Below are 20,303 nucleotides of genomic sequence, written 5' to 3' on the forward strand. Positions count from 1 at the left end.
CGGCTAGTGCAGCGGCTGCTTCTCGGCCATGCTCGCATTGCGATATTCGCGCGGGGACACGCCGTAGCGTTCGCGGAACACACGCGCGAAATGGGTCGTGTTGTTAAAGCCCCAGGCGTAAGCCAATTCCGTGATCGAGCGGTGACGCCACATCGGATCAGCAAGACGCTTCTTGCACTCCTCAAGACGGCGGCGGCGAATAAAGCCTGAAATCGTCTCTTCTTCTTCCGCGAACAACATATGCAGGTAACGCGGAGAAATCCGGAAGGCAGCCGCAATCGATGCGACGGTCAACTCAGGATCTTTCAGATTTGATTCGATGTAGCAGCGAATGTGGCTGCGGCGCGCCGAGGCGACAGCGGAGTCTGCGATGCGCGAACCGAACGTTTCCATGCACGACGTCGCGAACATGTCGAGCAGGTTGTTGCCGATTCGCTCGCCGATTTCTGTGTCCATGCCGTTCTTGACCTGATCCCAAACGCTGGAGAGCATGCCGGAGAGCGTTGCGGAAAGTCCGGTGGAGCCGCTCATGCACTGACCGAGCGCGATCTCAGGCGCCGGCAAGCGACGCTTCACTTCGTTCGGCGAAGTAATCATCACCAGCGTCGAGGCATTCGTTTGATATTCGAGCGTATACGGAAGAGCGCTGTCGGTCAGCACCATATCGCCCTGTTTCAAAAACGCCTCACGCCCGTCCTGTGCGACGCGCATGTCGCCTTCAAGCTGTTGATGGAAGAAGTAATGGCGTTCGCGGCTGGATGCGGCGTGCCGCGCAGTTCGCGTTACTATAGCGGGGCTCGCTGTAACTTTCGCGAGAAAGACATCACCTAGCTGAACGCTATCCACTGCGCCTTCAAATTCTTCCGGACAGAACGGCCGCGTTTCAAGCGGTGTGAAGACCTCAGCGACAATGTCGTTCCAGCGCGTAACTTTCGACGCGCCGGCGAAATCCCGAGTGGATAGATGCAGCATCTTCAATTTCCTCCCGAATGGTCTTTTTTGTTATTGTTATGTCGTATCACAATTTATACGGCACGGCAATTTTGTATGTAAGACAAACATAAATTTGGCCCCAGCGCGACAAAATTCGTTGCTGCACCGCACCAACATGCTGCATCGCAACAACGCCGCTTAAGGCAGGTTTCTTCGGCCTAGGTGGCGTTTCCTTTAGCGGAACGGGGCGTTATCAGCGTCCAAAGCACGGGATAATGGAAGGATTTCCTGATGTTTATACGACTGTTTTCACGGTCGGCGCTGGCTATTGGCGCCACGACGTTAAGCATAACATTGCTGCTCTCGGGTTGCGGAGAATCGCAAAAACAGGCCCCGGCGCCCGAGGCGGCGGCGACCGAAACGCCCGCCCCCGCCCCCGCCAGCCACGCAAATGTGAACGCCGCCCGCCTGCTCGGCGCCGATAGCGAACCCGGTCAGTGGATGTCCCACGGGCGCACCTATAGCGAACAGCGCTTCAGCCCGCTGAACCGCATCAACACCGGCAATGTGAGCGAGTTGAAGCTCGCCTGGTATCAGGACCTAGACACCGACCGCGGACAAGAAGCGACTCCGCTGGTCATTGACGGGGTCATGTATATCACCACCGCCTGGTCAAAGGTGAAGGCGTTCGACGCGCTTACCGGTGAAGCGCTGTGGTCTTACGATCCGGAAGTGCCGGGCGAATGGGCGGTGCATGCCTGTTGCGACGTCGTCAATCGCGGCCTCGCCGCGTGGAACGGGAAGCTCTATCTCGGCACGCTGGACGGCCGGCTCGTCGCACTCGATGCAGCGACCGGCAAGGAAGTCTGGAGCAAGGTCACGATCGACCGCGCCAAGCCTTACACCATCACCGGCGCGCCGCGCGTCATCAACGGCAAGGTCATTATCGGCAATGGCGGCGCCGAATTCGGCGTGCGCGGTTATGTGACCGCTTACGACGCCGAAGACGGAGACGTGGTCTGGCGCTTTTACACCGTTCCCGGCGATCCGGGAAAAGGATACGAAAATTCCGCCATGGCGATGGCCGCGCAAACCTGGAACGGCGAATGGTGGAAGCTCGGCGGCGGCGGCACCGTCTGGGACGCCATGGCCTATGATCCGGATACGAACCTTCTCTATATCGGCGTCGGCAATGGATCGCCCTGGAACCAGTCTTTCCGCAGCCCCGGCGGCGGCGACAATTTGTTCCTTTCGTCGATTGTCGCTCTTGACCCTGACACGGGCGACTATCGCTGGCACTTCCAGACGACGCCGGGCGAGACCTGGGACTTTACCGCCACGCAGCAAATCGTTGTCGCAACGCTGAATATCGACGGCGCCCCGCGCAAGGTCGTCATGCAGGCGCCAAAGAACGGTTTCTTCTATGTGCTCGACGCGGCGACTGGCGAATTCATCTCGGCGAATAATTTCGCACCGGTGAACTGGGCGACCGGCATCGATCCTGAAACTGGGCGTCCGATTGAAAATCCCGACGCGCGGTTCGACAAGACGGGCGTTCCCTTTGTCGTTCTCCCCGGCCCCGGCGGCGCTCATAGCTGGCATTCCATGAGCTACAATCCGGAGACCGGACTGGTTTACATTCCTGTCAATATTGGCGGCTTCCCTTATGTTCCGGACCCCAACTACAAGCCGGAGCCGCGCGGCTTTAATAATGGCGTCGATTTCGCCGCTGCTGCTCTGCCGCCTATCCCGGAAGTGAAAGCCGCCGCGAAAGCGGGGCTTGGCGAGCGCCTTGTCGCCTGGGACCCGGTCGCCCAAAAGGAAGTCTGGGGCGTTCCCTATCCGGGCGCCGGCAATGGCGGCACGGTGACGACCGCAGGCGGACTGGTCTTTCAGGGCTCGAAAGGCGGAAACTTCGCCGCCTTTGATGCAAGCACCGGCGAGGAATTGTGGTCCACCGATGTGCAGACCGGCATCGTCGCGGCGCCGGTGACCTTTGAACTCAGCGGCAAGCAATATGTCGCCGTTCTCGCAGGCTGGGGAGGCGTTGAAGCGCTTGCTCCCGGCGAACTCGGCGCAGTCGGCAGCACCACGTCAAACAACAGCCGCTTGCTGGTGTTCGCCCTCGACGGCGCCGCCAGCCTGCCGCCCAAGCCGGTCGTGGAAGCGCGTCACCTTGCGCCGCCGCCGCTGCAAGCCTCGGCGGAGACCGTCGCAGAAGGCGCGCGTCTTTACGGAAAATATTGCGGCGTTTGTCATGGCGACGCCGCCCATAGCGCCGGCGTCCTGCCCGATTTGCGCTACTCGGAGATCGCGCAAGATCAGGCGCAATTCGCCGAAGTGGTGCTTGGCGGCGCGTTAAGCGCAAATGGCATGGTGTCGTTCTCCAGCGTGCTTGACGCTGAGAGCGCGGAAAGTTTGCGCGCTTACATCATTGCGCGCGCCAATGAAGACGCAAGGCTTGGATTTAACTGATAGGCAGGGCCACACCGGCCCTGCCTCACTTTACGCCTGGTTGATCTCGTCAAAAATCGGATTGTGCAAAAGGAAAGCGATTGCTTTTGCGCGTTCCTCATTGATCGGCTCATCCGGGAACGACTTCAGGATCGCGTTGAAATGCTCTTCCGCACCCTTTTTGAATTCCGGGTGGGTGAGAATATAGAGGTCATCGTTCAAAACCCCTTTCAGAACGCGGTCGCCGCATTCTTCTGCGCTCATCCACAAATCGGAGATCGGGCGGGCGGCGAGCTGTTGTTCAGCTTCAATGAGCCCCGTGTCTTTCTTGAATTTTTCCGGGCGGATCTTGCCCGTCTCACCAATATTGGATTTCACTGGCCCGGGGCAAAACGCCGAAACGCCGATATTGTCTGGCGCCAGTTCGCCGCGAATGGATTCAGACAGTCCGATCATCGCGGCCTTCGCCGTACCGTAGATTGAAAACGCCGTTACCGGCACCAACGCCGCCTTTGACGCAGTATTGACGATCTGGCCGCCTTCGCCATGTTTGCGGATATAGGGCAACACGATCTGAATGCCGTTGATGACGCCGCCAATCATTACGCCCAGCCCCCAGTCCCAGTCGTCAAAGCCGAGATTTTTCAGCGGGCCGCCAACGCCCATGCCGGCATTGTTGAACAGCATGTGAATCTTGCCGAATTTTTTCTCCGCCGCCTCTGCGGCCTCGGCATAGGCTTTGCGGTCGGTCACATCGAGATTGATGCAGAGCACACGGTCCGGATCGTTAAAAAACTCGGAAGCGGTTTTAAGAAGGTCGTCGCGAACATCCGCCAATACGAGATTTGATCCGGCATTGTAGAACGCCTTGGCGATCCCCAGGCCAATTCCACTTGCACCGCCCGTGATAAATGCGGTTTTGCCCTTAACGTCTTTCATGTGACTTATGTCCTTTACGACTCATTTCAGTGAAGCATTCTCCACCTCACCTTCCCGGTTCGGCATGACCTTCCCGCAACCGGGCCGGCGCTGAGCGTTGCGGCCCGACTGTGTTTTGAGACATAGGGCCAATCGCCACCCATGGCGAAGCGCATCACAACGACTGGTGAAAACTCCCCCTCGGTGGCGATTCGCGCCTTTTCAATCACGCCGGTCAAAGTCAAACTATAGGAATGAGCAACACCGTTCAGGCCGAGATAAACTATTCCGCGCCCATGGCGACGAAGCCGCGGTTTCACGCCAATGATCCTTCGCGCGATGTCTTAAAACTGGACCCGCAAATCGTGACGTTTGTTGACGGCCGCGCAGCGCCTCCATCGCTTGATCGCGAAGGCTTTGCGCTTGTGCCGCACCGCAGCAATGTAAAAGATTTTCGCGACCCTGCGTCTCACGATGTTCACAAGCGCGAAATTGAAGAATTGATCGTCAGCCTGACCGGCGCAGACAAAGCGGTCGTCAACTCGCCGGGCGTCCTTCGGTTTGGTGAAAAATCCACCGAAAGCGGCAAGCTCAACAATTCTCGTCCGGCGCGCTTCATCCATATCGACGTCAATGATGAAACTGCGGCGCAATTTACTCATTCCTCGGCGCCCGAGGGTGCGAAACTGAAACGCGTGGCGCATTATAATATCTGGCGCGTGCTGACACCGCCGCCGCAAGACGTGCCGCTAGCAATTTGCGATGCGCGCAGCCTGGCGCCGGAGGATCTGATTGAAGCGGATGCTATTTTCGACCAGAAGGGCCAGCCGGACTGGTCCTTCACGGCGTTGCTGGTGAAAGCATCCCCGCGTCACCGTTGGGTCTGGTTCCCCGAGATGACTCCCGATGAAGCGCTGGTGTTTGTCACGAATGATAGTGACCCGTCACGGCCGCACCATACGCCCCATAGCGCCTTCAACAATCCGCTTTGCCCGCCTGACACACAACCGCGCGCCAGCATCGAAATGCGCGCGATCGCCTTCTGGTACGCCTAGGCGCCCGCCGCAGGGAGACAGGATTTGAGCGACTTTCCGAATACGATTGACTTTATGTTCCTGAACCAGCCGGTGGGTGAAGAATATTCCCTGCAGGAATTAAAGGTTGAGGGCGATATTCCGTCCGATATTCGCGGCGCCTTTTTTCGCGCCGTGCCGGACCCGGCCTTTCCGCCGATTTTTGCGGATGACACCGCGATTTCCGGCGACGGCATGGTCTCACGCCTTTGGTTCAAGGATGACGGTTCAGTCGCTTTCGACATGCGCTATGTGCAGACCGCCCGCTACCAGGCTGAAGTCAAAGCCGGAAAAGCGCTTTTCGGCCGTTATCGCAATCCTTATACGGATGATTCGTCCGTAAAGGGCGTTGACCGGACCGTGTCCAATACCACGCCAATCTGGCATGGCGGCAAGCTTTTAATGGCGAAAGAGGACGGTCACGCCTACCGCGTAGATCCGATCACGCTTGAGACGATCGGTTCTTACGATTTCGGCGGCGATTTAAAATCTGAGACCATGACCGCCCATGCCCGGGTCGATCCCGACACCGGCGAAATGTATTTTTTCGGCTATGAGGCGGACGGGCTGGCCTCGACAAAGGTCGCCTACTGCATCGCCGACAAACATGGCAAGCTCATCAGAGAGCAATGGTTTGACGCCCCCTATTGCGGGCTCATGCATGATTTTGTCATTACGAAAAACCACGCGGTCTTTCCGCTCTTTCCGACCACATGCGACATTGAGCGATTGAAGGCCGGCGGCGTTCATTGGGTGCATGAACAGGACAGAGAGAGCTGGGTTGGCGTGATGCCGCGCAATGGCGATGTCAAAGACATGCGCTGGATCAAGGGGCCGAAAGGCGTCTCCGCGTTTCATTTCATGAACTGCTTTGAAGACGCCGCCGGGCGCATCCACCTCGACTTGCATCTGACGGAAACAAACGCTTTTGATTTCATTCGCCGCCCGTCAGGCATTAATATGCCGCAATGGGAGATCAAAGGCGGGCTGATGCGCTGGTCGTTCGATCCAGATGGCGACGTGATCGAAGAGACCCAACTCGGTCCCTCCGGCGATCTCTGCCGCATTCGCGACGCCGATCAGGGCAGACCCTACAATACCGGCTGGTATCTCAGCATGAACCCGGAACTGAAAGGTCCGCCGGTTTTTGGCGGTCCCGTTGGCGCCATGTTCAATGCGCTGATCGGCATCAATCCCGAAACCCGCGAGATGGATGTCCTTGCGCCGCCGCCCGGGCATGCGGTCAGCGAACCGGTGCACATCCCTTCATCCGATGCAGACCATCCCGGCTGGCTGGTTCTGATTGTCGACAGACAAACCGGCGAGCAGGATTTCGAGCATGAGGCATGGGTGTTGAACGCCGGCGCGGTGAACAAAGGCCCGGTTGCAAAAATCGCCATCCCGCATCGGTTGCGCCCACAGGTGCATGGCTGGTGGGTGTCGAACGAAAAACTCGCCGCCGCGCAGACCGCCTAAGTCAGATCGTCAAGGCTGATCTTCTTGCCGGCGGCCGCAGCGCGATTGCCCTCGCGGCGCAGGCGCTCGATTTCAAGCCGGCCTGCCGGCGCCGGTTCGTCGGGCAGCGCCGCCATCGACGTCTCGTAGATTTCCTGAAAATCCGGCCCGTGCTCGGGATGAGTAAGGATGAGCCCGCGATTTTCGCTCATGCCTTTCAACACTTTCTCGCCAACCTCAAGCGGGTCCATGCCAAGCTCAAAGGCGCCGCCAAATTTTTCAAGCTCCGCCTTGTCCACCTCGCCAAAACCGCTTTGCTTGAAATTATCAGGGCGCTTCAGCGCACAGTCCCATGCATTGGTGTTGGTGAGACCGGGACAGACCAGCGACACGCCGATATTGTCTGGCGCCAGATTGTAGCGCAAACATTCCGTCAGCCCACGGACGGCGAATTTGCTTGCAGTGTAAATGCCTGCCTGCGGCCCCGAAATATAGGCCGCAAGGCTCGCCACATTAACGATATGCCCGCCCTCGCCATGGGATTTGATTTTGGGAATGAAGCTGACAAGCCCGTTCACATTGCCGCCGAAATTAACACCCATGATCCAGTCATAATCATCATAGCTGGCTTCATCCGTCGGCCCGAACACGCTGACGCCCGCATTGTTGACGAGCACATGCACCTTGCCGAAATGCGCTTCGACTTCCTCGGCGGCCTCTGCAAAACGCGCGCGATCGGTGACGTCAAGCTTAACAAAAAGCGGCGCCTCACGCCTCTGATCTGCAAACCATTTCTCTGCTTCCGCGCGATAATCCTCATTGCGGTAGCTGAGCGCCAGCCGCATGCCCGCATTGGAAAATGCGCGCGCAATCCCAAAGCCTATGCCCGAAACGCCGCCGGTGATGAATGCCGTTTTTCCCTGCCAGTGCATCTATTTCGCGCCTTCATGGTTGTTTGAATCCCACCTTAGGTTATCCACTTGATAGACGGGAACAATAATCAGGAGGAAATGATGAGCGACCTGGAAGACATGAAGGCGGCGATCGCTGCATTGCAGCACCGGGTCGATACGCTGGACGACGTCAATGAAATCCGCAAACTCCATTTCGCCTATGGCTACTACATGGATTTTTGCCAGTATGACGAAGTCGTGCAGCTCTTCGCCAAAGACGGCGAAGCCCTGTTCCTCTCGGGCATTTACAAAGGCCATGAAGGCGTCGCGCGTCTGTACAAAACCTGGTTTCAGAATTTCTTCACCAAGGGCAAACCCGGTCCGGAATATGGTTTCCTGCTTGATCATTTTCAGATGCAGGACATCATCACCGTCGCCGATGACCGCAAGACGGCGAAGGCGCGCTTTCGCGCCTTGTTGATGGGCGGCAATCACGAAAGCCGCGACTATCACCCCGAAGGATTGCCTGAGCAATTCTACGAAGCCGGCATTTATGAAAATGATTATGTCCGCGAGGATGGCGTCTGGAAAATCAAGCGTCTGGACTATGTTGTGCAGTGGCAGGCCGAATATGAAAAAGGCTGGGCCCACACAGTCGCCCATCTTCAGCCCGCAGTGAAGACCTTTCCTGAAAACCCTCTTGGGCCGGATGAATTACTGCCGGAACAGCGCCAGACATGGCCCTATCGTCAGGATATGCCGATGCATTTCGCGCATCCGGTGCTCGGAGCAAAAGGTAAATGAGCGGCGAGCTTTTGCCGGACGGCAGTGAAAAAGGCTTGCGCGGCCATATGGTCGGAGAGCGCGGCGTTCGCAAACGCATCGGCCTCGCCCCGGCGGCGGGCGATATCGACCGCAATGCGCCCTATAAACGCATCGCCACGGAAGAGGCCTGGACCCTGCCTGAGCTTGTCGAAGCACAGGTGAAGCTGCTGAACAGCCCCAACGCGCCCGACGATCCGGCGCTGCGCATGGGCGGCATGTTCGCCAAAATGCCTGACTTGCAGAAAATGCTCTGCGACCTTGGCGATTTGCGCATCGCGCATATGGATGAATATGGCATTGACCGTCAGCTCCTGCTGCTGACCGCGCCGGGCCCGCAAGTGCTGGAGCCGGATGAGGGAACCCGCCTCGCCGCCCGTGCAAACGACCTTGCCGCAGAAGCCTGCGTAAAACGGCCCGACCGCTTTTCTGCGCTCGCCGCCTTCCAGCCGCAGGCCCCAGACAAAGCGGCTCGCGAAATCGAACGCGCCATGAAAGATTTAAAGCTCAATGGCGCCGTCCTGAATTCGCATTTTCGCGGGCATTTCCTTGACGAGCCGGCGAGTGATCCGATTCTCGCAGCGCTCGAGGAAAATGACGCGGCGCTCTACATTCATCCCACAGCGCCCTTTGACGACAGGGTATATGTGGCGCGCGGCATGACCGGCGCACTTGGCGGCTTTCCCCATGATGTGTGGAACCACACGATGGGACTGATCCTGTCTGGCGCCTTCGACAAATATCCGAAATTGCGCCTTGTCATCGGCCATATGGGCGAATGTATGCCGCTCAATATTTACCGTTTTGACTGGATGCAGTCGAATGCAGACGGCGTGCCCGGCCTGCGCGGGGGGCAACCGGCGGTCACGCTCAAACATCCGATGAGCCATTACTTCAAAAACAATATCTGGATCACCACCAGCGGCGTTGCGTGGGAGCCGGCGATCAAGTTCTGCATGGAGGTCATGGGCCCTGATCGCGTTCTTTACGCGATGGACTATCCCTATCAGCAATCGTCGGACGAAGTCGCCGCTTATGACCGGATGGATATCTCACTCGCTCACAAGAAAATGCTGATGCAGGAAAACGCCGAACATGTTTTCCGCCTGCCGAAAGACTAGGCTTTCGCCGTAACAATCCAGGAGGCGGCTTCCATACGAATGGCGCCGTTTTTCTGGAACGGCTTCACCGCCTCAATAATGTCCGCGCGGGCTTTTTCCTTTACGCCAGGTCCGGCCGCCTCCAGCGGTTCGCCAATCGCGAGCGCATCCAGAACGAAATCCGCCGCGCTTTCCGGCGTAGCGCCCTCGCCGCCGAGCAATTGTTCACCGCGCCACAGCGTGCACTCGACATCTTTCCAACCGGCGCCTTCGAGCAACGCTTTTGTCGCTTCCGGATCAGCCATGCGGAACGGACCGGGCCCGCCCGGATCGCGCTCGGGCATTTCCACATATTTTCCGGCAATGGCGCCGACAATCCCGATCCATGGGTTCTTGTCCGGCGGTCCCCAGCAGGAAAACACGAAATCGCCGCCGGGCTTCACCCATTTTTTTAAGTTTGTAAAAGCCTTGTCCGGATCTTCAAAAAACATGATCCCGAAGCTTGAAAAGGCGCGATCGCGCGGCGCATCCAGACTGGCGGACTGCGCATCGGCGCATAAAAACGATGTGTTTTGCGCCCCTGCGGCGGCCGCTCTTTTTGTGGAATGATCGATGAGGATATCGGCGATATCGACCCCAAGATAATCGCCGGAAGGTGCAACCGCCTTGGCGATCTCCACGGCGTTTTTGCCGCCGCCGCAGCCGATTTCGACAACGCTTTGACCGGGCTTGAACGCCGCCGCCTTCATCAGGGCCGCATTGACCGGTGAAATCATCGACTCAAACGGATCCAGATATTTAAGCCACCGCTCTCCGACTTCGCCGTTCCAGTCTTCCACTGCCTGGTCTGTCATGCCTGATCTCCCGCGTTGATTTCGCTGACAGCCTATCCAAGACGCCGTCTGCAATTGCGCTATTTGCGAAGTCGGACCTGCTTGCGACAAGGCGCGCCGGGTCAATGTGCGGCGCAGCATTGGCGGGATGATGCGCATAGCAGACGCCTTGCGAAACACCGCATAATGGCGAGCCGCAGCGACGTCCGCTTTCACTTCGCTAAAAGACATATCTCGGCCCATGGCCATCGTTTATGACTGCTCTATCGAAGCGCCGGGACGCCCCCGCGCCGAAATGAGCCGCCGCGCGCAAAGGGAAGAATTATGAGCGACGTCACCCTTTACCATTGGGAGCCGAATGCAAACTCCGGCAAGCCCATGCTGACGCTGATGGAGAAAGGCGTCGACTTCAACAGTCACTATCTGGACCTGTTGAATTTCGATCAGCACAAACCCGAATATCTCGCCATCAATCCGCAAGGCACAATCCCCGCGATGACCCATGGCGACCGCGTGCTGACGGAATCAACCGCGATTATGGAATATGTCGACGCTGCTTTTCCCGGCCCCTCGCTTATGCCCAAGGATCCGAAAGGTCAGTGGCGCGCGCGCTGGTGGATGAAATTCATGGACCAGTGGCTGGCGCCGTCCTTCTCGATGATCGGCTGGAGTGTTTTCGTCGGCCCCATGGTGCGCGGCAAAGACCCCGAACTGCTAAAGGCCGCCATCGACCGCATTCCCCTGCCCGAGCGCCGTGTCGCCTGGCGCAAGGCGATTTACGGAACCTTCAGCGAAGCGGAAATGGCGGAATCCCAACGCCGCGTTGCGGTCGGCATCGGCCTGCTCGAAGAAGCCCTGTCGAAACGCAAATGGCTTGCCAGCGACGAATATTCACTCGCCGACATAAACGGCTTCAACCTCGCTTACGCCTTGCCGCTGTCGCAACCTGAACTATCAAACGATGAAAAAACGCCGCACATTCTCGAATGGCTGCGCAAGATTTACGAGCGCCCTGCGACGAAGGAAACCTGGGCGATGGGCAAGACAGATATGGTGAAACGCGTAGCAATTCTGGAGCGTTCATAATGGCGATGACATTGTATCATGGCGAACCGAACGGCCCTTCCCTTACGGTGCTGGCCGCGCTGTTCGAAACCGGACAGGATGCGACGCTCAAGTCGATTGACCTTGCAAAAGGCGAGCGCCACAGCGCCGGCACGCCGCGCAATCTTGAAGTCGATATGAGCATTGAAGGCGAAGGCCCCGTGCTTGTCGCCGATGGCGAACCCATGGCGGATTCGGTGTTCATCGCCTGCTTCCTGAATGACTCCGCGAAAAATTCGCCTATCGCGCCGACCGACCCGTTCGCCCGCTGGGAAATGATGACTTGGTGCCGCCAGACAATCGAACGCACAGCGCCCGCCGCCGCCTATCTCGGCGTGAAGGCTTCCCTTACCGGGCCGCTGGCCGCAATGGATGACGGCGTTTTCGACGCGATGATCGCCCCAATCAAGAGTGACGATCTTAAAACCCGCTGGTCCGAGATCAGGGCCGGCGCGTTCGACGATGACAAGCTCGAGGACTCCCGCGCGAAAATCATCGGCGCAGTTGAAAAGATCGAGGCACAGCTAGGCCATGGGAAAGACTGGCTGCTGGGCGCATTTTCAGTCGCCGACCTGGAGACCTATGCATGGGTTTCCGGCATGCGCGACATCGTGCCGGAAGCCTTTGAAGGCAAGCCGCTGAGCGCAGCGTGGCTGACGCGTGTGGAAAAACGTCCGTCCGTCGCACGCGCGCTTGGGCTAGCAAAGACCGCCGCGCCGCAAAAAGTCTGGGCGCCCGGACCGGAAATCAATCGCTGGGGTTAGCGGGAAATACTCATTTCCCGCGCGAGCTGGCTCTGAACCGGCGGTAATTTTCCCGCCGCCCGCGCTCGAAAACCATCCGCTCCGCCGGCGCTTCGCCAACCGGATAGTCTTCAATGATCTCATTGAAGATTTCGCGCAGCTCGTCGCGAAACTCCGGGTGCGGAAAGATGTAAAACTTGTTGGCGCGAATGGCTTCCAGTGTCTTCGCGGCGACCTCTTCCGGCTCCATGCCGGCGTCATGCACTTTTGCAAGCTGCGCATTGAATTCCACATCGACCGGCTTGCCGCGCGCGCCGAGCGCTTCGGGGCGCAATTCGTCGCTCGCATAAATATGGCTCTTTACGAGGCCCGGACAAATGATCGACACGCCAATGCCAGTCGGCGCCAGCGAATAGCGCAACGATTCAGACAGGCCGCGCACTGCGAATTTCGAACAGTTATAAATGCCTGGCACCGGCCCGGCGAGAAACGCCGCCATGGACGCCGTATTGACGATATAGCCGCCTTTGCCGCGATCTTTCATGCGCGGCACAAAGGTTTGCACGCCATTGATGACGCCCTGCAAATTGACCCCTAGCACCCAGTCCCAATCGTCATAGGAACTCTCGTCGATGGTCTGGAAAAGATTGATGCCCGCATTGTTGAACAACAGGGACACCGGGCCCAGCCGGTCTTCCGCTTCATCCGCGACCGCCGCAAATGCGTCCCGCGAAGCCACGTCCAGCTTCAATCCAATCGCCTGCTGATTATCCAGAATATCGAGCGCTGCATCGATAGCGTCCTGACGGATATCGGCGATGGCGACCTTGGCGCCTTCAGCCAGCAGCGCGCGCGCGAGCCCGAGCCCGATGCCGTTCGCGCCGCCAGTGATAAAGGCGGTCCGCCCTGCGAAATCCTGCATCATCAGCTCCTTAAAACCTGCATGAAACCGCTCCCTGCTTCATTCCGCAGCAGTCGCTGTTTCGCTTCCTCATTCAGCGCCAGAACAACGCCTCGCGCTTCACCTATGGTGGTAACCTGACTACCATATAGGCATATAACGTCATTCGGATTTAGCTATATTCGACCCGATTTCACTGACGGAAAGCAATTACCGCTTAGGCGCGCCAAATCAACAGGAAGACACAGTGACCGACACAGACCGCATCGCAAAACTTGAAGCCCAGGTAGCCGCATTGACTGACCGGCTCACACGGACGGAAGACGAACAGGCCGTACGCAAACTGCATCACCTATATGGCTATTTCATCGACAAGTGCCTCTACCGCGAGGTCGTCGACCTGTTCACCGAAGATTGTGAAGTGCATTTCTTTGGCGGCATATTCAAAGGCAAGGCTGGCGCAGCGCGGCTTTACATTGAACGCTTTCAGAAGAATTTTGTGCATGGCAATAACGGCCCGATTGACGGCTTCCTGCTCGACCACCCGCAACACCAGGATGTTGTCGATATCGAGGAAGACGGCATCACCGCGCTGGGCCGATTCCGTTGCACCATGCAGGCCGGACGGCACGAATCTTACGGTGAAACCCGTCAATGGTGGGAAGGCGGCCTTTACGAAAACACCTATAAGAAAATTGACGGGGTATGGCGCATCCACATTCTGAACTATGTTCCGCAATGGCATGCAGATTTTGAAACCGGCTGGGCCCATACAAGACCGAACTATGTTCCCTTCATGACGACGCCTTACCCGGAAGATCCGATGGGACCCGACGAAATCAACAAAGATGTCTGGCTCTGGCCGACCCACAAGGTCGTTCCGTTTCATAACAAGCACCCGGTCACGGGCGCGGAAATCAAACCGGAGCGCTGGCAGGGCGACATCGACCGCGAAAAGAAAGAACAGACCTCATGAGCGCCTATCCCGAGCTTTACATGATCATCGACGGCGAACGGGTTCAGGCGGGCGACCGCAGGACCCATCGCGTCGTGAACCCCGCCACCGAAGAAACGCTCGGTGAGTTGCCGCTGGCAAACGCGGCCGATCTCGACCGCGCGCTGGCGACAGCGGATAAGGGTTTCAAGATCTGGCGCAATTCAACGCCGCAAGAGCGCGCCTCTGTACTGCAAGGCGCGGCCCGGCTGATGGTCGAACGCGCCGACGACATCGCCCGCGTCGCAACGATGGAAGAAGGCAAGCCATTCGCGGAAGCGCGCATCGAAGTGATGATGAATGTCGGCTTGTTCAATTTCTATGCGGGCGAGTGCCAGCGCATCTATGGCCGCACGCTGGTGCGTCCGGCCGGTATGCGCTCAACAGTCACGAAGGAACCTGTCGGGCCGGTCGCCGCTTTCGCGCCATGGAACTTCCCGATCGGCAATCCGGGCCGCAAGCTTGGCGCGCCCATCGCCGCCGGATGCTCCGTCATCATGAAGTCGGCGGAAGAAACGCCCGCATCCGCTCTCGCGGTGTTGCAGGCGCTGCTCGATGCGGGCTTGCCCAAGGAAGTCGCGCAGGCTGTATTCGGCGTGCCCGATGAAGTTTCGCGTCATCTTCTGGCCTCGCCGATCATCCGTAAACTGTCTTTCACGGGCTCAACCGTTGTCGGCAAACATCTGGCGAAACTCGCCGCCGACGACATGAAACGCACCACGATGGAGCTCGGCGGTCATGGACCGGTGCTGGTGTTCAAGGATGTTGATCTCGACAAGGTGCTCGACACGGTCGTCCCGCAGAAATACCGCAACGCCGGACAGGTCTGCGTCTCGCCGACGCGGTTCATGGTCGAGGAGGACATCTATGACGACTTCGTTTCCGGCTTCACCAAACGCGCAAAAACTTTGAAAGTCGGAAATGGCCTTGAAGATGGCGTGCAGATGGGGCCGATGGCCAATCCGCGCCGCCCGGACGCCATGGAAAAACTGATCGGCGAAGCGGTGTCGAAAGGCGCAAAGCTGCAGACCGGCGGCGAACGCATCGGCAATCAGGGCTTTTATTATGCGCCGAGCGTGCTTTCCGATGTGCCGCTCGAGGCTGAGATCATGAATACCGAGCCATTCGGTCCGGTCGCGCTGTGCAATTCTTTCCGCTCCGAAGAAGACGCAATCACCGAAGCTAACCGATTGCCTTATGGCCTCGCCGCTTATGCGTGGACGCAGGATTCCGCGCGTCAGAAACGTCTCGCTCACGAGATTGAAACCGGCATGCTGGGCATCAACACCCCGATGATCGGCGGCGCGGATGCGCCCTTCGGCGGCGTCAAATGGTCCGGACACGGACATGAAGACGGACCGGAAGGCCTTGAGGCCTGCCTCGTCACCAAAGCTGTTCACGAAGGTTAAGCATGACTCATGAACTCAAGACCGGCGGCGAGCGCGGTTATCTGCGCATCGCCACCGAAGAAGCCTTCGCGACGCAGGAACAGATCGATGTGTTTTTGCGCATGGTCAAAGACGGAACGGCCGACAAGGGCATGGTTTCGCTTTGGGGGTTTTACGCCACCTCGCCGTCAGAGCGGGCGACGCATATCATGGAGTGCCTGCTAGACCTCGACGACAAGCGGATCGCCCATATGGACGAAACCGGCATCGATGTCGCCATCCTGTCCCTCACCTCGCCGGGCGTGCAGCCGATGGAGACGGAAGAGGCGAAAGGTATCGTGTCTCGGGCGAATGATTATCTCGCCGCCGCTATTGCGCGCCACCCGACCCGCTATGTGGGCATGACCAGCATTGCACCGCAGGACCCGGAATGGAGCGCGAAGGAAATTCATCGCGGCGCCAAGCTCGGCTTCAAGGGCGTGATGGTCAACAGCCACACCCAGGGCGAATATCTCGATGACCCGAAATTCGACCCGATTTTCAAAGCGCTCGTCGAAACCGGCCAGCCGCTCTACATCCATCCGTCAACGCCGCCGGATACGATGATCGATCCGATGCTGGAGGCTGGACTAGACGGCGCTATATTCGGCTTTGGCGTTGAAACAGGCATGCATTTGCTGCGCCTGATCACCATCGGCATTTTCGACCGCTATCCCGATCTTCAGATCATTGTCGGCCATATGGGCGAAGCATTGCCATACTGGCTCTATCGGCTCGACTACATGCATCAGGCCGGCGTGCGCTCGAAACGATATGAACGCATGAAGCCGCTGAAGAAGTCCATCGCGGACTATATGAAATCCAATGTCTACATCACCACAAGCGGCATGGCCTGGGAGCCTGCGATCAAATTCTGCCAGAACGTGCTGGGCGAAGATCGCGTGATGTATGCGATGGACTACCCATACCAATTTGTCGCTGACGAAGTAAGAACTCATGACCTTCTCGACATCTCGGCGGAAGCGAAAAAGAAACTGATGCAAACCAACGCGGAACGCGCGTTCAAGCTGTAAGCATATTTTGCGGGTAAGGAACTGACATGGCGGCGAATGAGACCGGCGGCGCGGAAACCAGCGCCAATACGGTGAAGCTTGGCGGCTGGGCCGCGTGGGGAACGCTGGCGATTGTCATGCTGACCACGGCAATGTCGCTGGTCGACCGGCAGATCCTTGCGATCCTGGCGCCGCAGATCAAAGCGGACCTGAATATCGGCGACGCTGAAATGGGCGTTCTTTACGGCGCCGTCTTCGGGCTCTTTTACTCCGTATTCTCGCTGCCGCTCGGCCGGCTCGCCGATGGCTGGGTGCGCACAAAATTGCTGAGCATTTCCATTTTCGGCTGGTCGATCATGACCGGCCTTGCCGGCTTTGCGAATGGCTTTGGCCTGCTCGCCCTGTCGCGCCTTGGCGTCGGCATTGGCGAGGCGAGTTCTCAACCGGCCGGCATGTCGCTCCTTTCCGACATTTTTCCCAAGAGCCAGCGCGGCACGATCACCGCCGCCATGTCCATCGCTGTAGCGCTTGGCGTCGGCGGCGCGTTGATGCTTGGCGGCGCCGTCGCCGATGGATGGGATGCGGCCTATGCGGATGGCGACGCGCCGCTTGGGTTAAGAGGCTGGCAGGCGGCGTTTCTGGTCGCCGCTGCGCCGGGCTTTGTGTTGAGCGCATTGCTGCTGTTTGTGCGCGAGCCTGTGCGCGGCGCGGCGGACGGCGTCATCGCCAAGCCCGATCCGGCGCCGTTCAGCGCCAGCCTCGACACGCTTCTCGGCATTCTGCCAGGTCTCGCATGGGTCGAATTCGCCCGCCGCAAAGCGCCCGCGAAACTATGGATCATCAACATCGCAGCCGGCGCCGCGATCATCGCGCTGGCATTCATTCTCACCCGTTGGACAAACGGCCTTCGCCCGGTGAACCCGGTCGCCCTCAAACTGGGATCGTTTGAACTGACCGGCAATTCGCTGCAATGGGCGATCACCGGAGTCGGCGCCTATATCGTCATTTGCTGGATGCAATCGCTTTTCCTGCGCGACAAGCCCGCCTTCGAAGTCATCGTCAAACAGCCCTCCATGGGACTGGTGATCGCCATAGCGGCGTTACAGTCGGTCTTGAACTATGGCGTCATGTCCTGGTCGGCGGTCTACGCCATCCAGCATTTCGACAAACCCGCCTCGGTTATTGGCGCGCAATTCGGCCCGATTATCACCATCCTCGGAATCGCCGGGCCCCTGATTGCAGGGCCGGTTTCAGACTGGGCGCATCAGCGCATCAAGGGCGGGCGCATGTATGTGACGCTGTTTGCGCTTGTCGGCTCGCCCCTCCTCGCCATCGGCGTTTTCAATGCGCAATCGCTGAGCGAGTTTTACGCGTGGTTCGTCGTCTATTCGCTGGTGCTGACCATGTGGCTGCCGCCAATCTATGCGTCCCTGCTGGACCTCACTCTTCCGCGCATGCGCGGCATGGTGATGAGCTATTACATCTTGATGATGACCATCACCGGCATGGGGCTGGGCCCTTATGCGGTCGGCATGATGAGCGACGTGAATGGCGGCAAACTGGGCGAGGCCATTTTGAACCTCTACTGGATCGGTCCGCTCATCGTCGTCCTGATTGCAGTGCTCATCTGGCGCATGCCGAAAGACGAAGCGTTGCTGACGGAGCGGGCGCGCGCTGCAGGCGAGCCGGTTTAAAGGACCCGCCAGACCCAGAGCTTGATGCCATTCGCATAACGCGCCCCGGCGCACACAAAGACCGACTTGTTGAGCCAGTCATATTTGCCGATGGGCGCGATGAATTCGGGGATTGTGCGGAAATAATATTCCGCCGGGTCCACTTCCTCACCGGCGACAAGCCGCTTCATCACTTCGGGTGGTCCGTGGCGCAGACCGCGATTATGGATCTGGATGACGACGCCGTCATCGGTCTGCATCGCATAGGTCGCATCAGCAACGGTCACGCCGTCCGGACGGGTCAATTGCCAGTCCGCAGCATTGCCGAGCAACTCGCCTTTGATTCGCGGGCCCTCTACCGGCCCCTTGAAGATCGGAATGATGCGGCGCGTCCCGTCAACCGTTTCCCCAATCGGAATCGGATCGCCTAGCGCGCCGCCAGCCTCATAAACGAATTCAAGTTCCGGTTTGATCATCGCCGCGATCAGGCGACCATGCCGATGTCTGCTGCATCGGCCCAATTGCCGTGCAGGCCGAAACGCAGCCGGACCGGGATTTTCACCGTCGCGATTGGGCCCTTTTCAATCTCCAGCGCATCGAACACCAGCAGATCGCTGCGATGTTCCTCCAGCCGGTTGCAGACCATCACGATCCAGCCATCGCCTTCCGGCGCATCCTTCGAACGCGGAATGAAGCAAGGCTCCTGCAGGGTCGAAACCGGCCCGCACCACCACTTCTGTTCCTCGCCGGTCTCATGATCGACCTTGCCCAGCGTGTTCATCAGGAAACCGCCGGCGCTGCCGCCCTTTAACTCGCAAGGCTTGGCCATATCCACCACCAGCATCCAGCCATGGCGGTATTTGAGCCCCGCATAGCGGTCATCAATGCGCGGAAACTCCCCGAACATTTCGGTCAACCGCATCTGGCTCTCAAATGCGTCGGAGTTCGACGCCATGTTCACCGTCCAGCGCGTCAGGAAGCTTGACGCTTCCATCGGATTAAACGGCGCGCCATGCACATCCGGGAAGAACGGGAACATATTGTTCTTCGCCTGCGGCGTATCGAAGTGAATGCGGTCGCCTTCCTGATAGGCGTTCATCACATGGCTCGCGAAGCAATTATCCGTCTTGAACCAGCGAATATCGTCCTTGGTGGCGCTTTTGCGACGCGGCAACACGCCGAGATAGACCGGCATCGTGGTGTCAAAGCCGAAATGCGGCATGCCTTTTTCCAGCCGCTCCCAATTCGAGGTAGAGGGCACGACATGAAACAGCGCGTAATCTTCCGTAATCGCGAAATCATGCATCATCGCGTAATACGGATTTTCAAACCAGATTTCGTTCAGCAATTCACCGTCAGGGCTGACCTCGTAATAGGTCATGTCCAGCGTCAAAATGCCTTTTGAGGCATAGCCAAAGGCTATCATATTGCCGGTTTTCGGGTCGATCTTCGGATGCGCCGTAAACGTCTGGCCGGTCATCTTGCCGCCGAACTTGGTGTAGCCTTCCGTTTCAAGCGTCACCGGGTCCATCACCAGCGCCGGCAGATCTTCCTTCAGCGCATAGAGCTTGCCGCCATAGACGAAAGCATTGGTGTTTGCGGTGCCGCGGATCTCTCCTTTTACGGATGGATCGTCAAACAAAGGATTGCGGTAGGCCCCGAACAGCCCTTTGCCGGCCTCGTTCTCGAGCTTCCATTTATCGGTTTGCGCCCAGCGCTGGCGAAAGCTCACTGTGCCATTATGGAAGCGGAACTGCGTGATCATACCGTCGCCGTTAAAGGCGATATCATCGCCCAGGCGCGGCGGGAATTGCGGATCAGGCTGGACCCGATAGAACGCCCCATGCATCTCGGCCGGAACCTCGCCTTCTATGTCGAGGTCAGCGATATCCGCTTCAATTCGCGATGGGGTATTGAAACCTGTAAAACTCGGTGTATCAGGAAAATGGGCCATGGCTTTCTCCTCA

The 20,303-nt window shown here is 58.4% G+C and carries 18 protein-coding genes; 11 read left to right on the top strand and 7 right to left on the bottom strand.

Going from position 1 to position 20,303, the window contains the following annotated elements; all coding sequences use genetic code 11:
• Positions 1-3: 3 nt before the first annotated feature.
• Positions 4-972: a helix-turn-helix domain-containing protein gene (locus tag AC0L8G_RS14330; RefSeq protein WP_473384856.1), complete on the bottom strand. Its 969-nt coding sequence runs from the start codon at positions 970-972 to the stop codon at positions 4-6.
• A gap of 252 nt (positions 973-1,224) precedes the next feature.
• Here AC0L8G_RS14330 and AC0L8G_RS14335 point away from each other — a divergent pair, with 252 nt between their 5' ends.
• Positions 1,225-3,408: a PQQ-dependent dehydrogenase, methanol/ethanol family gene (locus AC0L8G_RS14335; RefSeq protein ID WP_473384857.1), complete on the top strand. Its 2,184-nt coding sequence runs from the start codon at positions 1,225-1,227 to the stop codon at positions 3,406-3,408.
• Between the two features lie 30 nt (positions 3,409-3,438).
• Here AC0L8G_RS14335 and AC0L8G_RS14340 read toward each other — a convergent pair whose 3' ends face one another.
• Positions 3,439-4,326, bottom strand: coding sequence for an SDR family NAD(P)-dependent oxidoreductase (locus AC0L8G_RS14340; protein WP_473384858.1), 888 nt, complete (start codon positions 4,324-4,326; stop codon positions 3,439-3,441).
• 233 nt (positions 4,327-4,559) lie between these two features.
• Here AC0L8G_RS14340 and AC0L8G_RS14345 point away from each other — a divergent pair, with 233 nt between their 5' ends.
• Together AC0L8G_RS14345 and AC0L8G_RS14350 are read left to right on the top strand one after the other, a co-directional pair.
• Entirely contained in the window at positions 4,560-5,360 is an 801-nt protein-coding gene (locus tag AC0L8G_RS14345) for a CmcJ/NvfI family oxidoreductase (protein ID WP_473384859.1), read from the top strand.
• Between the two features lie 24 nt (positions 5,361-5,384).
• Entirely contained in the window at positions 5,385-6,854 is a 1,470-nt protein-coding gene (locus tag AC0L8G_RS14350; protein ID WP_473384860.1) for a carotenoid oxygenase family protein, read from the top strand.
• Here AC0L8G_RS14350 and AC0L8G_RS14355 read toward each other — a convergent pair.
• Positions 6,851-7,765, bottom strand: a complete 915-nt coding sequence (locus AC0L8G_RS14355) for an SDR family oxidoreductase (RefSeq protein WP_473384861.1) — start codon at positions 7,763-7,765, stop codon at positions 6,851-6,853. The two genes, AC0L8G_RS14350 and AC0L8G_RS14355, sit on opposite strands and share 4 nt — an antisense overlap.
• Before the next feature lie 78 nt (positions 7,766-7,843).
• Between AC0L8G_RS14355 and AC0L8G_RS14360 the strand changes: the two genes are divergently transcribed.
• Positions 7,844-8,530 carry a nuclear transport factor 2 family protein gene (locus AC0L8G_RS14360; protein WP_473384862.1) on the top strand — a complete coding sequence of 229 codons (687 nt, stop codon included), beginning with the start codon at positions 7,844-7,846 and terminating at the stop codon, positions 8,528-8,530.
• Positions 8,527-9,669, top strand: coding sequence for an amidohydrolase family protein (locus tag AC0L8G_RS14365; protein WP_473384863.1), 1,143 nt, complete (start codon positions 8,527-8,529; stop codon positions 9,667-9,669). The genes AC0L8G_RS14360 and AC0L8G_RS14365 overlap by 4 nt, the downstream gene beginning before the upstream one ends.
• Here AC0L8G_RS14365 and AC0L8G_RS14370 read toward each other — a convergent pair.
• Positions 9,666-10,502: a class I SAM-dependent methyltransferase gene (locus AC0L8G_RS14370; RefSeq protein ID WP_473384864.1), complete on the bottom strand. Its 837-nt coding sequence runs from the start codon at positions 10,500-10,502 to the stop codon at positions 9,666-9,668. The two genes, AC0L8G_RS14365 and AC0L8G_RS14370, sit on opposite strands and share 4 nt — an antisense overlap.
• A gap of 303 nt (positions 10,503-10,805) precedes the next feature.
• Between AC0L8G_RS14370 and AC0L8G_RS14375 the strand changes: the two genes are divergently transcribed.
• Positions 10,806-11,567 carry a glutathione S-transferase family protein gene (locus tag AC0L8G_RS14375; protein WP_473384865.1) on the top strand — a complete coding sequence of 254 codons (762 nt, stop codon included), beginning with the start codon at positions 10,806-10,808 and terminating at the stop codon, positions 11,565-11,567.
• Entirely contained in the window at positions 11,567-12,349 is a 783-nt protein-coding gene (locus tag AC0L8G_RS14380; protein WP_473384866.1) for a glutathione S-transferase family protein, read from the top strand. Before AC0L8G_RS14375 ends, AC0L8G_RS14380 begins: the two co-directional genes overlap by 1 nt.
• Before the next feature lie 10 nt (positions 12,350-12,359).
• Here the strand turns inward: AC0L8G_RS14380 and AC0L8G_RS14385 are convergent, their stop codons facing one another.
• On the bottom strand, positions 12,360-13,253 hold the full coding sequence (locus AC0L8G_RS14385; protein ID WP_473384867.1) for an SDR family NAD(P)-dependent oxidoreductase: 894 nt from the start codon (positions 13,251-13,253) through the stop codon (positions 12,360-12,362).
• A 223-nt stretch (positions 13,254-13,476) separates the two neighbouring features.
• Between AC0L8G_RS14385 and AC0L8G_RS14390 the strand changes: the two genes are divergently transcribed.
• The 4 genes from AC0L8G_RS14390 to AC0L8G_RS14405 are packed head-to-tail and all read left to right on the top strand — an operon-like array spanning position 13,477 to position 18,357.
• Entirely contained in the window at positions 13,477-14,205 is a 729-nt protein-coding gene (locus AC0L8G_RS14390) for a nuclear transport factor 2 family protein (protein WP_473384868.1), read from the top strand.
• Positions 14,202-15,632, top strand: a complete 1,431-nt coding sequence (locus tag AC0L8G_RS14395; RefSeq protein WP_473384869.1) for an NAD-dependent succinate-semialdehyde dehydrogenase — start codon at positions 14,202-14,204, stop codon at positions 15,630-15,632. Before AC0L8G_RS14390 ends, AC0L8G_RS14395 begins: the two co-directional genes overlap by 4 nt.
• Before the next feature lie 2 nt (positions 15,633-15,634).
• Complete coding sequence (locus tag AC0L8G_RS14400) at positions 15,635-16,684, top strand: amidohydrolase family protein (protein WP_473384870.1); 1,050 nt, start codon at positions 15,635-15,637, stop codon at positions 16,682-16,684.
• 26 nt (positions 16,685-16,710) lie between these two features.
• Positions 16,711-18,357: an MFS transporter gene (locus tag AC0L8G_RS14405; RefSeq protein WP_473384871.1), complete on the top strand. Its 1,647-nt coding sequence runs from the start codon at positions 16,711-16,713 to the stop codon at positions 18,355-18,357.
• Here AC0L8G_RS14405 and AC0L8G_RS14410 read toward each other — a convergent pair.
• Positions 18,354-18,812, bottom strand: a complete 459-nt coding sequence (locus tag AC0L8G_RS14410; protein ID WP_473384872.1) for a DUF3237 domain-containing protein — start codon at positions 18,810-18,812, stop codon at positions 18,354-18,356. The two genes, AC0L8G_RS14405 and AC0L8G_RS14410, sit on opposite strands and share 4 nt — an antisense overlap.
• An 8-nt stretch (positions 18,813-18,820) precedes the next feature.
• Complete coding sequence (locus AC0L8G_RS14415; protein WP_473384873.1) at positions 18,821-20,290, bottom strand: carotenoid oxygenase family protein; 1,470 nt, start codon at positions 20,288-20,290, stop codon at positions 18,821-18,823.
• Between the last annotated feature and the right edge of the window lie 13 nt (positions 20,291-20,303).

This window comes from Hyphococcus sp. D3-15, from assembly GCF_055809375.1.